This is a genomic window from Kistimonas asteriae (assembly GCF_018263925.1).
In the GTDB taxonomy this organism is placed as follows: Bacteria; Pseudomonadota; Gammaproteobacteria; order Pseudomonadales; family Endozoicomonadaceae; genus Kistimonas; species Kistimonas asteriae.
Genome location: NZ_JAEVHF010000006.1, coordinates 216894 through 232069 on the forward strand (window position 1 = coordinate 216894; position 15176 = coordinate 232069).

Annotated in this window: 13 protein-coding genes; 4 read left to right on the forward strand and 9 right to left on the reverse strand. The window is 51.7% G+C overall.

The window, feature by feature from the left end:
- Positions 1-159 precede the first annotated feature (159 nt).
- From KHS78_RS09270 to KHS78_RS09305, 8 genes are all read right to left on the reverse strand, one after another.
- Entirely contained in the window at positions 160-1353 is a 1194-nt protein-coding gene (locus tag KHS78_RS09270) for a DesA family fatty acid desaturase (protein ID WP_211827583.1), read from the reverse strand.
- 195 nt (positions 1354-1548) lie between these two features.
- A complete protein-coding gene (locus tag KHS78_RS09275; RefSeq protein WP_211827585.1) occupies positions 1549-3087 on the reverse strand; it encodes a SpoVR family protein in 1539 nt (512 codons plus the stop codon).
- A complete protein-coding gene (locus KHS78_RS09280) occupies positions 3087-4361 on the reverse strand; it encodes a YeaH/YhbH family protein (protein WP_211827587.1) in 1275 nt (424 codons plus the stop codon). The genes KHS78_RS09275 and KHS78_RS09280 overlap by 1 nt, the downstream gene beginning before the upstream one ends.
- 132 nt (positions 4362-4493) lie before the next feature.
- A complete protein-coding gene (locus tag KHS78_RS09285; protein WP_211827589.1) occupies positions 4494-6416 on the reverse strand; it encodes a PrkA family serine protein kinase in 1923 nt (640 codons plus the stop codon).
- A 236-nt stretch (positions 6417-6652) separates the two neighbouring features.
- On the reverse strand, positions 6653-7765 hold the full coding sequence (locus KHS78_RS09290) for a dihydrolipoamide acetyltransferase family protein (protein WP_211827591.1): 1113 nt from the start codon (positions 7763-7765) through the stop codon (positions 6653-6655).
- Positions 7766-7840: 75 nt separating this feature from the next.
- Entirely contained in the window at positions 7841-8821 is a 981-nt protein-coding gene (locus KHS78_RS09295; RefSeq protein WP_211827593.1) for an alpha-ketoacid dehydrogenase subunit beta, read from the reverse strand.
- Entirely contained in the window at positions 8814-9890 is a 1077-nt protein-coding gene (gene pdhA, locus KHS78_RS09300) for a pyruvate dehydrogenase (acetyl-transferring) E1 component subunit alpha (protein ID WP_211827595.1), read from the reverse strand. Before pdhA ends, KHS78_RS09295 begins: the two co-directional genes overlap by 8 nt.
- Positions 9891-9919: 29 nt before the next feature.
- Positions 9920-10966 (reverse strand): Leu/Phe/Val dehydrogenase, encoded by a 1047-nt coding sequence (locus KHS78_RS09305; protein ID WP_211827597.1) that lies wholly within the window; start codon positions 10964-10966, stop codon positions 9920-9922.
- Positions 10967-11312: 346 nt separating this feature from the next.
- Between KHS78_RS09305 and KHS78_RS09310 the strand changes: the two genes are divergently transcribed.
- Together KHS78_RS09310 and KHS78_RS09315 are read left to right on the forward strand one after the other, a co-directional pair.
- Positions 11313-11657 (forward strand): PilZ domain-containing protein, encoded by a 345-nt coding sequence (locus KHS78_RS09310; RefSeq protein WP_211827604.1) that lies wholly within the window; start codon positions 11313-11315, stop codon positions 11655-11657.
- Between the two features lie 78 nt (positions 11658-11735).
- On the forward strand, positions 11736-12218 hold the full coding sequence (locus KHS78_RS09315) for an ester cyclase (protein ID WP_211827606.1): 483 nt from the start codon (positions 11736-11738) through the stop codon (positions 12216-12218).
- Positions 12219-12278: 60 nt separating this feature from the next.
- Here KHS78_RS09315 and lrp read toward each other — a convergent pair whose 3' ends face one another.
- A complete protein-coding gene (gene lrp, locus KHS78_RS09320; protein ID WP_211827608.1) occupies positions 12279-12767 on the reverse strand; it encodes a leucine-responsive transcriptional regulator Lrp in 489 nt (162 codons plus the stop codon).
- A 379-nt stretch (positions 12768-13146) separates the two neighbouring features.
- Here lrp and alr point away from each other — a divergent pair, with 379 nt between their 5' ends.
- Positions 13147-14271, forward strand: coding sequence for an alanine racemase (gene alr, locus KHS78_RS09325; protein WP_211827610.1), 1125 nt, complete (start codon positions 13147-13149; stop codon positions 14269-14271).
- A 74-nt stretch (positions 14272-14345) separates the two neighbouring features.
- Positions 14346-15173, forward strand: a complete 828-nt coding sequence (locus tag KHS78_RS09330; protein WP_211827613.1) for an SDR family oxidoreductase — start codon at positions 14346-14348, stop codon at positions 15171-15173.
- Positions 15174-15176: the final 3 nt, after the last annotated feature.

Consider the following 15176-nt stretch of genomic DNA (forward strand, 5'->3'; position numbering starts at 1 on the left):
CCTCCACACCAATACCACGGCCAAAAATAACAGGCAGGGTAAGTGGTCGGTCAGGATGGGAATTTGATAGACATCAACAGATCATCAATTTCGATGATTCTTTAAGGAAGACTTAAGGAAAGAACAGTCTCTATGGCGATCATAGAGACTGCCGCATTATCAAGCCATCCGAGGCAAGGTATAGGTGCGTAGCTGCACAGCAAAATCCTGCAATGAACGGATACCACTGGCTTCCGCCTGACGGCACCATTCACGGAGCGCTTCCAGACGATCATTCTTGTCTTTGAATGTTTGCCAGATAGCCTGCAGCGCCAGGCGCTTCTCATAAATCACTTTCAAGGCATGGCTGGATTCAACAATGGAATTGAGGCGCTCAACATGGTCAGGCTTGAGCAAAGCATCTTCCCGGGACAACAGTTTTTTCGCCCGACGCAGAATCTGCCTTTTCTTGCCTTCAGCCCTGGCCAGTTCATTTTTGACCAGCGGACCGATGACCGTACGACGGTAGTTGTCCATAATCTGGAACCGGTTATTGATCACTGCCAGAATCGTATCGTGGTCAATATCCTTTTTGGTGATATCCCGGTAAACCAGCGGACGGGTAAATTTCACCTTGGCCAAACCGAGCAGCTTAAAGGCACGAATCCATACCCAACCGATATCAAACTCCCAAAACCGGACAGAAAACTTGGCGGAGTTAGGATAGGTATGGTGGTTGTTATGCAGTTCCTCACCCCCAATGAGTATGCCCCAGGGCACAATATTGCGAGCATTGTCCTTACACTCAAAGTTACGATAACCAAAATAATGGCCAATACCGTTGATAACACCCGCTGCAAAGACCGGACTCCAGATCATCTGAACCGCCCAGACCGTAATACCAATCACGCCGAACAGGGTTACGTCAGCAAGAAACATCAGGGTAATGCCAAGGCCTGAGAAACGGCTGTAAACATTTCGCTCAACCCAGTCTTCCGGGCAACGCTGCCCAAAACGACGCAGGGTTTCTTCATTTTTGGCCTCGGCACGATACAGTTCTGAGCCACGCCACAGCACTTCATTCAACCCTCTGACAACCGGGCTGTGTGGATCATCAGCCGTCTCACAGACCGCATGGTGCTTACGGTGGATAGCCGTCCATTCCCTGGTATTCATGCCGGTAGTTAACCACAGCCAGAAACGGAAGAAATGCTGAATAACGGGATGAAGATCAATCGCGTTATGTGCACTGAATCGATGCAGATAGAGTGTTACGCTGAGGATCGTAATATGCGTGAGAATCAGCGTGGCGCCCACCACTTCCCAGGCTGACAGCTGTAAAAGACCTTTATACCAAGAGGGATCGATACCCATAGTCGTGTGCTCTCCCGATCTGTTTTTATCGTGATGTGATCAGTATTCAGGCAATGGTCGGATAGGAGCTAAAAATCAACATTACGACTCCATCATCCGTAAAAATTACCAAACCATAGTACATATCACATAAAAAAACACCGCCCGATTGAATATGGCGGTGTTTATTGCTGTATAACATGGACAGTATGGATGTCAGGCAAGCTCTATCATCGCATTCGAGCTGTCTTTGCTCGACTTCCGGGGACAGCTGGCGGTCCGCTTGACCTGATCCTCTTCATCCACCGACTCCAGTCGGACATCAAACCCCCACAGTTTATGCACATGCCGCAGGATTTCTTCCGTGGTTTCTCCCAGCGGTCGCCCCTGATGCATGTAGTGGCGCATGGTCAAGGCACGATCACCTTTGACATTGACGTTATAGACCTGAATGTTGGGCTCGCGGTTCCCCAGGTTGTACTGGGCTGCCAACGCTTCCCGGATTTCGCGGTAGCCAGGTTCATCGTGGATGGCATCCACTTCCATGTAGGCCTTTTTCTCATTATCCATAATGGAGAACAGCCGTAATTCCCGGATCACCTTTGGCGACAGATACTGTTGGATGAAGCTTTCATCCTTGAAGTTACGCATGGCGAAATGGAGGGTTTCCAGCCAGTCAGAGCCAGCAATATCCGGGAACCATTCCCGGTCTTCATCGGTGGGATCTTCACAGATACGACGGATATCCACGAACATCTTGAAACCCAATGTATACGGGTTAATGCCAGAATAGCGGGGATCATCAAAATCCGGCTGGAAAATCACGCTGGTGTGAGAATGCAGGAACTCCATGATAAAGCCATCCGTTACCAGGCCCTCGTTATACAGTTCATGCATGATGGTGTAGTGCCAGAAAGTCGCCCAACCTTCATTCATCACCTGGGTCTGGCGCTGTGGATAATAATATTGCGCCATCTTGCGAACGATCCTCAGGAGTTCACGCTGCCAGGTTTCCAGTAATGGCGCGTTCTTTTCCAGGAAATAGAGAATGTTTTCTTCGGGATGTTCCGGAAAACGTGTTTCTTTCTCTTCCACTTCCGTTTCCTGCTGCGGAATCGTGGACCAGATATCGTTCAGTGTGCGTTGGATGTATTCAGCCCGCTCTTCCTGGCGAGACTTTTCCTCTTCCGCCGAAATCGGCCTTGGTCGCTTATACCGGTTAACCCCTTGATTCATCAGGGCATGGCACGCGTCCAAAACATCTTCAACCGCATCGATACCGTATTTCTCTTCACACTGGTTGACGTAGTTTTTGGCAAACAGGAGGTAATCAATGATCGACTCCGCATCGGTCCAGGTCTGGAACAGGTAATTTCCCTTGAAGAAAGAATTATGCCCGTAGCAGGCATGGGCAATCACCAGCGCCTGCATGGTGATGGTGTTTTCTTCCATCAGGTAGGCAATACAGGGATTAGAATTAATGACGATTTCATAGGCCAATCCCATCCGGCCTCGTTCATACCCCTGCTGGTTACTGAGGAAATGTTTACCAAATGACCAGTGGTTATACATCAACGGCATGCCCACGGACGCATAAGCGTCCAGCATCTGTTCCGAACTGATGATTTCAACCTGGTTGGGATACGTATCCAGCCGAAATTTCTCCGCGATGCGTGAAATCTCGCGGTCATACTGTTCGATCAGCTCAAACGTCCATTCAGACTCTGTGGACAGCGGTTTTTTTTTCTTGCTCATTACGCTTCCTTCTTCTCGAACAGGCGCCGGAATACCGGATAAATATCGCTGGCGGACTTGATCTGCTGCATCGCAAAGGCATCCTGGAACTGGTCCTGGATAGTTTCGTATTCACGCCACAGGTTCTGATGCTGACGGTCAGTGATTTCCACATAGGAGAAATACTGCACCAGAGGCATCAGCTCATTCGCCAGGATTTTGGTGCAGACCGAGGAATCCCCTTCCCAGTTATCCCCATCCGAAGCCTGGGCGACGTAGATATTCCAGTCAGTCGGCGAGTAACGCTTAATGATGGTATCCCGGGTCAGTTCCAGAGCACTGGAAACAATGGTTCCACCGGTTTCACGGGAATAGAAGAAATCTTCTTCGTCCACTTCCTTGGCAGCCGTGTGATGCCGGATAAACACTACCTCAATCCGCTTGTAGTTCCGCTGCAGGAACAGGTAGAGCAGGATAAAGAAACGTTTGGCCATATCCTTGATTTCCTGCGTCATGGAACCAGAAACATCCATGACACAGAACATCACCGCCTTGCTTGACGGCTGGGGCACCTTGACGAAATTGTTGTACCGAAGGTCAATGTCATCAATGAAGGGCACCCGCTTGAGCTTGCCGTTCAGCCGCTTGATTTCTTCACGGAGAAAGTTGGCCCTTTCTTCATCGTAATCATCAGGCTGAACTTCCATTTCCCGCAATTCACGTTTCATCTGGCGGATATCCCGACGAGTACCGCCGGACAGTGCAATCCTGCGCGCATGGGCACTGCGCAGTGAGCGGACGATATTGAGTCGGTCCGGCGGCCCTGCCGTTACAAAACCTGCCTGGCGGGTTTTGAATTCCACCATGTCATGCAGCTGTTTTTCAGACAGATTAGGCAGTTCCAGGTCATCAAACATGAATTCCAGGAATTCATCATGGTTGATATGGAAGGTGAACTCATCCATACCATCGCCCTGATTGCTGGCCTGACCCGCGCCACCGCCACGGCCGCTACCGCCATTGGGGCGCTTGATCCGGTCGCCTTTGATGAAATCCTTGTTGCCAGGGTGAATACCGCGGTGCATGCCGCCCTGACCATGATGAAAGATGGGTTCCGACAGATCCTTCTGGGAAATGGAGATGTCGCTGCCGCTTTCGACGTCGGTAATGCTGCGCTTGTTCACCGCATCCGACACCGCTTTCTTGATATGCTTTTTATACCGCCGCATAAACCGCTGACGGTTTACCGTGCTCTTGTTCTTGCCGTTGAGGCGGCGGTCAATAATGATGCTCATTACACACTCCGTGTGGCAAGCAGAGACTCGTTGATACGAGGAAACAGCGTAGCCCTCTGCCATGCTCCGACGCCGAAACCGCAGTCCCTGCGGTTTCCATTGGGCGCCGGCATTGGCATGGCGGTGACTACACTACTGTGACTTCCGGACGCGGATATACCATTCGGCCAGCAACCTGACCTGCTTCTCGGTATAACCCCGTTCAACCAAGCGCTTCACAAACTCGTTGTGCTTGCGTTGCTCATCATTGCTGCCCTTCGCATTGAAGGAGATAACCGGCAACAGGTCTTCGGTATTGGAGAACATCTTCTTCTCAATAACCGAGCGCATCTTCTCGTAGCTGAGCCAGCTGGGATTTTTGCCGTTATTACCAGCCCGGGCACGCAGTACGAAGTTCACCACTTCGTTCCGGAAATCCTTCGGATTGGCGATACTGGCAGCTTTCTCGATCTTTTCCAGTTCATCGTTGATAGCAGAACGATCAAGAATATCGCCGGTTTCCGGATCACGGTATTCCTGATCCTGAATCCAGAAATCCGCATACGTGATGTAACGGTCGAAGATGTTCTGGCCGTATTCTGAGTAGGATTCCAGGTAAGCGGTCTGAATCTCTTTACCCAGGAACTCAATGTACTTCGGCGCCAGGAATTCCTTCAGGTAGCGGAGGTAGCGCTCCTGGATTTCCTGAGGGAACTGTTGCTGCTCAATTTCACGCTCCAGCACATAAAGCAGATGCACCGGGTTGGCCGCCACTTCCGACGGATCGAAATTGAAAACCTTGGACAGGATCTTGAAGGCAAAACGGGTTGAAAGGCCGTCCATACCTTCATCAACACCGGCGGCATCCTTGTATTCCTGCAGCGGCTTCGCCTGTGGATCGGTATCCTTCAGGTTTTCGCCATCGTACACCCGCATCTTTGAGAATACGTTGGAGTTATCAGGTTCCTTGATACGAGACAGCGTCGTGAACTGGGCCAGCATCCGCAGCGTATCCGGTGCACAGGGTGCTTCACGCAGCGAGCTGTTGATCAACAGTTTCTCGTAAATCTTGATCTCTTCCGAAACACGGGTGCAGTAAGGCACCTTGACAATATTGACCCGGTCAATGAACGCTTCATTGGTTTTGTTGTTTCTGAAGCTCTGCCACTCGGATTCATTCGAGTGTGCCAGAATGATGCCGTCAAACGGAATCGCACTCATGCCCTCGGTACTGTTGTAGTTTCCTTCCTGGGTCGCGGTCAGCAGTGGATGCAGCACCTTGATAGGCGCCTTGAACATTTCAACAAATTCCATCATCCCCTGGTTGGCGCGGCACAGGGCACCGGAGAAACTGTACGCATCGGGATCGTTCTGTGAATATTCTTCCAACTGACGGATATCCACCTTACCGACGAGGCTGGAGATATCCTGGTTATTCTCATCACCGGGTTCAGTCTTGGCGACCGCAATCTGGTCAAGAATACTGGGATACAACTTGACCACCTTGAACTTGGTGATGTCACCGCCATACTCATGCAGGCGTTTTACCGCCCAGGGAGAAATAATACCCCGCAGGTAACGCTGGGGGATGCCGTACTCTTCTTCCAGAATCTTGCCATCTTCCTGTGGATTAAAGAGTCCCAACGGCGATTCGAACACGGGAGACCCCTTGATGGCATAAAAGGGCACATCCTGGATCAGCGCCTTCAGGCGTTCTGCCAGTGAAGACTTACCGCCCCCGACGGGTCCCAGGAGATAAATGATCTGTTTCTTTTCTTCCAGTCCCTGCGCAGCGTGCCGGAAATAGGAGACAATCTGCTGAATGGCATCTTCCATGCCATAGAATTCCTCAAACGCTTTATAGCGCTTGATCAACTTATTGGAAAATATGCGGCTGAGAATCGGATCTCTGGAGGTATCAATCACTTCCGGTTCACCGATGGCCATCAGCATCCGCTCTGAGGCATTGGCATAGGTTATCGGGTCGTCCTTACAGAGCGCCAGGTATTCCTGCAGAGACATCTCTTCCTGCTTGGTTGACTGATAACGCGCCTGGTACTTATTGAAAATTTCCATTTCTCGCTCACCTGCCCTGTCTGAATAATATTGCAACCGCCAGTACCACTGCTGATGCAACAACAGGCATCAATGCCCTGCGATTTGCCCGGTCGTTCCGGTTCCTTATCCAAGCTGAACTTTTGTTATAAGCGGGAACGACACAGCCGCTCCCGGTATCTATCGGTTACTACCTTGCCAGCTTGATTTTATATCTCTCTTTTTTAATCTAGCCTTCTTTAGGTTTTAAAACGAATTTATGCACTCTGCAACTGCTTGATCACCGTTGCGAGGAATCGTGCGGCTTCTCCGCCAGTAACAGCGCGGTGATCAAAGCTGAGAGAAAGCGGCATAATCCGGTGCACTTCAACCTTGTCATCGACAACGACAGCTTCCTTCCTGATCACGCCGGTTCCTAAAATGCAGACCATTGGCGGCACCACAATTGGCGTCGCATAGCGTCCTGCCATGGTGCCAAAATTGCTCAAGGTGATGGTGGCACCTTTCAGTTCATCCTGCGGGACTGAACGGTTTTCCACATCCCGGCACATCGCATCCAATCCTTTACGAATATGCTGTGCTGACCGGTTACCGATATCCTGCATCACCGGCACAAACAATCCCTGCTCAGAATCGACAGCCACGCCAAGGTGCACCTGATCAAACAGGCGGCGGCTGAACGTTCGGCCATCAAACCAGGCATTTAACGACGGTTCTGCCCTGCAAGCCTCAGCAATGGCCAGCATAACCCTGACTGTGATGTCCGTGCCCTTTTCCCAGTGTCCAATATCGGCATCATCAAACAGTGTGACCGGTACGACGGACTCACCGGAAGCCGCCATATTTCTGGCCATATGTTTACGTACGCCGCGCAGGGTTTCTGTTTCATCACCCAGCGGACTAGTATAGGCCGCTTTTTCTACGTCTTCAGTGGTAATATTTCCTGTCGGTAACGATGCCTGCACTGTATTGATATCAACACCCAGCCTCTGCGCTAACGCCCTTACTGCCGGTGTTGCCCTTACTCGCTGGCTTTCTGCGGTTGAGGGTGAAACGCCAACAAAAAACTGCTCATCATCTGCCGATTCCGGTGCTTCCTCCAGCTTGCCGACAACGGTTCCGGTATCCTCTTCTTCAACGCCGGCAAATTCCACCAGCGGCTCACCGGTATGCAGTGTATCCCCTGGCTCGCCAAACAATTTTCCAATCACGCCAGTTTGTGGAGAAGGCACATCCACTACCGCCTTGGCGGTTTCCACAGATACCAGCAGCTGGTCTTCCTCAACGTGGTCACCAGGTTTGACATGCCACTTGACGATATCCGCTTCGGGAATGCCCTCTCCCAGATCAGGTAACTTGAAAAAACGCATTGCACACCCCCTTTGAAAGGTGACAGCAAAATCTGACTATTCCGCTACGGTCCCAGGTCTCTCTGTCGCCGCAGGCTATTGAAACATCACGGTTTCCTTGATCGCCCGAACGATACGTTCCGTATCCGGCAAATAATGATCTTCCATGCGGTAGTAAGGCATGGTGATGTCGTACCCGGTCACGCGCTTAACGGGTGCCTGAAGTTCAAAGATGGCCTCGGCTGATACCTGCGCGGCGATTTCAGCACCAACGCCGAAACTTCTGGCTGCTTCATGAACAATCACACAGCGCCCCGTCTTGCGTACAGACGCCAGAATCGTGTCCATATCCAGTGGTTTGATGGTTGCCACATCAATAACTTCCACGCTGATACCGTCTTCACCCAGCGCTTTAGCCGCTTCCAGGCTTTCTTTGATGGAAGCGCCCCAACTGACCAGGGTGATATCCTGCCCTTCACGCAGGGTAAAACAGGTATCCAGCGGCAAGGTCGTTCCAGCTTCGGGCAACTCTTGCTTCTGTAAGCGATAAATACGCTTGGGTTCCAGAAAGATCACCGGGTCAGGATCAGCAATGGCAGCCAGGAGCAGGCTATAGGCCCGCACCGGTGAAGAAGGGATCACCACTCGCAGCCCTGGAATGTGAGCAAACAGGGCTTCGGTACTTTCGGAATGATGTTCGGGGGCATGAATGCCACCACCATACGGAGCGCGTAAGACCATCGGACACGTCAACCGGCCCCGGGTTCGGTTACGCATGCGTGCGGCATGGCAGCAAAGCTGCTCCATACAGGGGAAAATAAATCCCATGAACTGGATTTCCGCCACCGGCTTGAGGCCCTGGGTCGCCATCCCGATGGTGACACCGGTAATCAGTGCTTCTGCCAGCGGTGTATCCATGACCCGCTTGAAGCCATATTTTTCCTTGAGACCAATCGTTGCCCTGAAAACCCCGCCGTTGGTGCCGACATCTTCTCCCAGCACCACAACCTCTTCATCCGCAGCCATCGCGTCGTCCAACGCCTTGTTGACCGCTTCTACCATCGTGACCTTAGTCATGACCGAGACCTCCCAACTTCATTTCCTCTTTCTGCTCGGCCAATCCCTTGGGTGTATTGGCGTAGTGGTAATCAAAGAGGTCATCGATGGTTGGCAAGGGAGTGGACAGGTAAGCGTCGACTTCTTCCTGAATCTGCTGGGCCACACGTTCCTGCAATGCCGTTTCCTTCTCGGGACCCCAGAGTCCTCTGGCATGCAAATAGTCCCGAAGGCGTTTGACCGGTTCTTTATCCCAGGCTTCCCGGAGTTCTTCAGAAGGGCGGTAGCGACCCGCATCATCGGCCGTGGTGTGGTCAGACAACCGATAGCTGATCGCCTCAATGACCGTTGCCCCACGCTTGTGACGGGCGCGATCCAGCGCAGCACTGACGACCTCATGCAAGGCAATAACATCATTGCCGTCGACCTGCACACAGTGCAAACCAGCACCAACCCCTTTCTGAGCCAATGTCGGGGCACCACACTGAATGGAACGCGGTACGGAGATCGCCCACTGATTATTGTTGATGAAAAAGACCACTGGTAACTGCCAGGCACCGGCAAGGTTCAAGGCTTCCAGAAAGTCACCCTTGGAGGTCGCACCATCACCGCAGGTCGTCAGGACAACCCGGTCCTCCCCCCGCAGCTTGAACGCGCTGGCAATCCCTGCGGCATGAGGCGCCTGGGTTGCAATCGGTACGCAATTGGGAAAATCCTGACCATATCCATCTACGGATGCGCTGCCGATTTCATCCCCCCCCCAATAGCGGTAAATGTCGGCATAACGAACACCGCGGGCCACCATCGCCGGATGGTCGCGGTAATAGGGAACCAGTACATCGCTGCTTTCAAGCAGTTTCCCATAAACAACTCCCTGGGCTTCCTGCCCCTGGCAGGAGGGATAAGTTCCCATCTTGCCGGTCCGTTGTAGAGCAATCGCTTTCTGGTCTGCCTGCCGGGCAAACACCATGGCTTCGTAATAATCGATCAAGGTTTCAGATTGTTCTGCCCAGCCCGGCAATGGCTGTGTCAGTTCGGCGTTTTCATCCAGGTACTGAACCCAGGGAATGGTCTCATGAGCTTTCGTCATATACCCCCCAGTCTTATCCGGTTACTGTTTCAGGCTGTCATACGTCCCTGATCATTTCCATAAAGCATTGTTTCGGCCATTCGGTCTGCAATCAGCGATATGGGCTCACCACTTTGCACCTGCCGCTTGAACAGTCGTGCCAGCGTCTCACCAATGCCGTCAATCCGTTTCCTGATCACCTTGTCGGATTCGCCCAAATGACGCAGCGACGCAAAGATCAGCCCACCTGCATTGACCAGGTAATCCGGTGCATACAGGATTGCCTGACGGTGTAAAGATAGACCGGAGTCCGGATTTGCGAATTGATTATTTGCCGAACCGGCTACAACACGGCATTTCAGCGCCTGGATCGTTTTATGGTCCAGAATGCCACCCAGTCCGCAGGGGCTGAACACATCACAGTTAACCTTGTGGATATCCTCGGGTGACACCGCTTCGGCATTGAAGGCTTTACAGCATTGGTCGACCTTGTCCTGGGCAATGTCTGCCACGATGAGACGAGCCTTGGATTGATGCAGCAGCTGACATAATGCGTAACCCACATGCCCCAAGCCCTGAACCGCCACCGTGACGCCATCCAGTGAGTCCGGCAGCTCCTTACAAGCCGCAACACAGGCCTTGATGCTGCCAAACACGCCCTGTGCGGTGTAAGGTGCCGGATCACCCATCGCTGTCGTGCAGGTAACATGCGGAGTTTCTGTCGCGATGGTATCCATATCCTCCGTGAATGTGCCGCAATCCATCGCAGTGATATACCGCCCGCCCAACTCATCGACAAAGCGTCCAAAAGCCTTAAACAGCGCTTCCCGGTCAAAGTCACCTTCAGGCGCCATAATGACGGATTTACCGCCGCCCTGAGCCAGCCCCGCCAATGCCGCTTTATAGCTCATGGCTTTCGCCAGGCGCACGGCATCCTGAATGGCTTCATCAGTGGTTTGGTAGGAAATAAAACGGCACCCGCCGAGCGCAGGCCCCCGAGAGGTATCGTGTATGGCAATAATGGCCTTCAGACCAGATGATTCATCATGCTTGAAATGAAGATCATTGAGCCTGGTATCGGTGATCGTCCTGAACACAGCGGAATCCCTCCCTTCGTGCCACAAGCGCTACGCAATCACTTGCTCCGACTATACGTTTCGTCACATTCAGAAAGGACGAAAATCGCATTGATCCTGCTTATGGCTGTTAGTTCGATATTATTGCATTCAGCTTAGTACAGGATTTCAGAGCCATGACAAAAATGTAAGACCAATGTCTTTTAAATAGTGAATGACGGTCACCGCTTGTGATCATTTTCCTACAACACTTTCAGTCAAGCCCTGACAGTCAAAAGCCCATTCTACTTGTTACAGAAATTTTGTGATCATATGAGAGAACAGGTATTCTGGATGGCCGAATAATAGAAATAATATTTGTCACTGCATGAACGAAACATTTACTGAACAACGCAGACATGTTCGCAAACGGCTTGATTGTACAGCGTTTGTCTTCGACACCATCACGGGTGAAAAGCTGGGCCGTCTGTTCGACATTTCAAAGGAAGGGTTCATGTTGCTCACGACACGGGAACTGTCTGCACAACAACAGTTGAATCTCACCATGGAATTACCCAACACCATCTCTGGCCAACATAACATCGAACTGTCAGCGGAATGTGTCTGGTGCCAGCCCTCCAGTTTTAGTGAGGACTTTGGCGCAGGCTTCCGGGTCAAGACCATTTCAGAACAGGATAACGTCGCGCTACAGTATTTTATCCGGGACTTTTAAGCCAGCTCCCGACAGTTCGCGCACGGTACGGTCAGTGCCCCGAAACCAGCAATCATGTCACGCACCACGGATGGAAACATGAATCCAAAACCGTTTGTCTCTGTCGAACAGGAGCGCTTAACCGGCGAGCAACTGGTCCGCCGTCACATTGAATGGTCATGGAACCGCGGTAAAGAGAGACTCTTGGCTCATTGCCATACCCGGGATTTTTTTTACTTCAATTCATTGATAGGACGGAAAACTGATTTCCAGGGCTTCAGTCAGACGATTCAACTGGTCAGGCACTACATGCCAGACCTGGAAGTCCTGACCGACGACATCATTGTTGACCACAACAAACTGGCGACAACCTCCACCTTTTACGGCACCCTGAAAAAACCGCTGCCCGGAGTAGAACCCTCAGACCGGGTGATTACACTCTCCGCTATCTCGGTGTGGTATCTGCAATCAGGCAGAATACGCAGTCTGACAACACTCTTTAACATGGAAGAATTACTGGAACAGACCGGACTCACCACATTGAAAAGTCAATTAGCCCCCGTACTGTCAGCTGTTTCCTGAACACAGGCTGGAGCAACAAGGGCAAAAACCGCCCGTTGCTCCTTCACTGTATGCCATGGATCAGCATTCGATCGGCAGGCTCAGAGTCTCCTTCACTTCTTCCATGACGATATAACTCTTTGATTCTCTGACGCCCGGCAGTTTCAGCAGGATATCACCGAGCAGCTTGCGGTATGACGCCATCTCCGAGATCCGAGCCTTGATCAGGTAGTCAAAGTTACCCGACACCAGATGGCACTCCTGCACATTCGGCAGGCTGCCCACTGCCTGCCGAAACTCATCAAAGATATCAGCCGACTTGGAATACAGGCTGATCTCTACAAACACCAGTAGTCCAGCTTCCAAAAAATTCGGATTCAGACGTGCGCTGTACCCCTGAATAACATTTTCCCTTTCCAGTCGCTTCACACGTTCCATGCAGGGCGTTGTACTAAGCCCCACCTTGTCAGCCAGGTCCACATAGGATATACGGCCGTTTTCTTGCAGAACCCTCAAGATATTCCGGTCAATCCTGTCTAGCTGTCGTGTAATTTCTTTCCTGTTTCTCATGATACGAATCGATACTCTGGAGCACTGAGAAGTCATCGACAGAAAGCGTCGCCCTGGTTAATAAGGCATAGTGTGAATACGTTAACTGAACAATGACACCGAACCTGCAGGAGATACTAGGCTCTGTACGGATCTGTCCACGACACAGGGATTCCAACTTGCGAAGCTCTCCCATCATCCGTCGGAACAGCGAGCCTATCGTAGGGTGAATACTATCACGTCTGCAGAGAAGTGATTCCATTTCCGGTGAATATCATGGTAAAACAATGACTCAGGCCATGATTTTATGCCCTGTCCGCCCGATAGATCAGTTATTCCCTGCTGTCGTCAACGTATTCATGCTGTACGCAGCCACTATGGAACGGAGCCCTGCTTTTCGATGAGCCGTCCAGCCCAGGCCACCATCAACCTCCAGGCACTGAGAGATAACCTTGCGTTTGCCCGCCAACTCAGCGGCAGCAAAGTGGTTGGCGTCATCAAAGCCAACGCTTACGGACATGGTGCCCTGACGATCGCCCGGGTACTGGAATCAGAGCAAATAGACTGCCTCGCCGTTGCCTGTATTGAGGAAGCCCTTGAACTGCGACATAACGGCATACAGTCGCCTATCCTGCTGCTCGAAGGATTCTACTCCGCGGATGAGTTACCGCTGATTGAAGCGTACCAACTGACGACGGTTATCCAACAGCAGGATCAAATCGACATGCTGCTGGCGTATCCTGTCAAACAACCGCTGAATATCTGGCTGAAACTGGATTCCGGCATGCATCGCATTGGCTTTCTGCCACAGGATTTCCCACAGGCCTACCAGGCACTGACCCAAAGCGGCAAGGTTCGGGATATTGTCTTCATGACCCATTTTTCCTGCGCCGATGATCTGGACAGTGACTACACCCGTCGACAACTTTCTACGTTCCGGCGAATCACGGCAGGACTGGAGGGTGAGACCAGCCTGTGTAACTCCCCCGGTGTACTCGGCTGGCCAGAGGCGCATGGCCACTGGATTCGTCCTGGCCTGATGCTTTATGGTGCGTCACCCTTTGATGTCAATCATCCGAACGCCGGGCAACTGAAACCGGTCATGGAACTCTCCTCCAGCATCATTGCCATCCGCGATCTTCCCGCAGGCGTTCCCGTAGGTTACAGCGCCACATTCATAACCAATCGCCCCACTCGTGCCGGCGTGGTAGCCATTGGCTATGCAGATGGTTACCCTCGACATACCCCCAGCGGTGCCCCGGTTGTCATCAACGGAAAACGTGCCCGCATCATGGGCAAGATTTCCATGGATATGATGACGGTTGACCTGACCGATCTGCCAGACGTCAATATAGGCGACAAAGTAACGCTATGGGGCTCAGGCCTACCCGCAGCCGAAGTGGCCCAACATGCAGGCACCATTCCCTACGAATTGCTCTGTAACATGAAGCGGGTTAACGTCAACTATATCGATACTCCTGTAACAACAGAACAACCTGCCACCTCTGAATTCATCAGCCTCTGACACTCCAGGTCACTGGTCGTCTGTCATCAAGGGGGATAAAATGCCTATCCCCCTGAACCAGCGATACAACAACAATGAAAACTGTATTGATTACCGGTTGTTCCACAGGTATCGGTCGAGCGCTGTCTATCAGTCTGTGCCGACATGGATTCAACGTATGGGCGACAGCACGCAACCCGGAATCCATTGCAGACCTTAAACAATCGGGGATTAAAACAGCCGTACTTGATGTCACAGATTCACAACAGGTCGATGCATTAGTCGACAACATACTGGCCACTGACGGCAGGATTGATATGCTGATCAATAACGCCGGTTATGGCGCCATGGGAGCTATCGCAGAAACTCCGATAGCCGAAATCGAACGACAATTCACAACCAATACCTTCGCCCCTGTCTATCTGATTCAGAGAGTTATCCCCTCCATGCGGAAGCAGGGCAGCGGTACACTCATCAATATTGGCAGTGTATCCGGAATACTCACCTCACCATTCTCCGGTATTTACTGCGCCTCGAAGGCGGCACTGCATACGCTATCAGAAGCACTGCGAATCGAACTGGCGCCATTCGGAATCGATGTCATTACCGTGCAACCTGGTGCCATTCAATCCAGTTTTGGTAAAACGGCTACACGGGAACTGGAGAACATCCTGCCAGAAAACTCTCTGTACCAATCGATTGAAGAAACACTGCGCCGACGAGCAGGCGCCTCGCAGGAGCGGCCAACCACGGCTGAAGCGTTTTCTGAAAAACTGGTATCTATTCTACTGCGTAAAAAAAAGCCAGCTATCATCAGAATCGGTCGCGGCAGTTTCGTTATGCCATTCATCAGACAGTGGCTACCACAACCACTACTGCAACGCTTGTTAAGTCGACTTTTCAACCTTAATAAGGTGAGCTGAATA

Coding starts and splice junctions, on each gene's coding strand:
- KHS78_RS09310 (WP_211827604.1), top strand. CDS start 11,313: ATGAACGAAACATTTACTGAACAACGCAGACATGTTCGCAAACGGCTT.
- lrp (WP_211827608.1), bottom strand. CDS start 12,767: ATGAGAAACAGGAAAGAAATTACACGACAGCTAGACAGGATTGACCGG.
- KHS78_RS09295 (WP_211827593.1), bottom strand. CDS start 8,821: ATGACTAAGGTCACGATGGTAGAAGCGGTCAACAAGGCGTTGGACGAC.
- pdhA (WP_211827595.1), bottom strand. CDS start 9,890: ATGACGAAAGCTCATGAGACCATTCCCTGGGTTCAGTACCTGGATGAA.
- KHS78_RS09285 (WP_211827589.1), bottom strand. CDS start 6,416: ATGGAAATTTTCAATAAGTACCAGGCGCGTTATCAGTCAACCAAGCAG.
- KHS78_RS09315 (WP_211827606.1), top strand. CDS start 11,736: ATGAATCCAAAACCGTTTGTCTCTGTCGAACAGGAGCGCTTAACCGGC.
- alr (WP_211827610.1), top strand. CDS start 13,147: ATGAGCCGTCCAGCCCAGGCCACCATCAACCTCCAGGCACTGAGAGAT.
- KHS78_RS09275 (WP_211827585.1), bottom strand. CDS start 3,087: ATGAGCAAGAAAAAAAAACCGCTGTCCACAGAGTCTGAATGGACGTTT.
- KHS78_RS09270 (WP_211827583.1), bottom strand. CDS start 1,353: ATGGGTATCGATCCCTCTTGGTATAAAGGTCTTTTACAGCTGTCAGCC.
- KHS78_RS09330 (WP_211827613.1), top strand. CDS start 14,346: ATGAAAACTGTATTGATTACCGGTTGTTCCACAGGTATCGGTCGAGCG.
- KHS78_RS09280 (WP_211827587.1), bottom strand. CDS start 4,361: ATGAGCATCATTATTGACCGCCGCCTCAACGGCAAGAACAAGAGCACG.
- KHS78_RS09290 (WP_211827591.1), bottom strand. CDS start 7,765: ATGCGTTTTTTCAAGTTACCTGATCTGGGAGAGGGCATTCCCGAAGCG.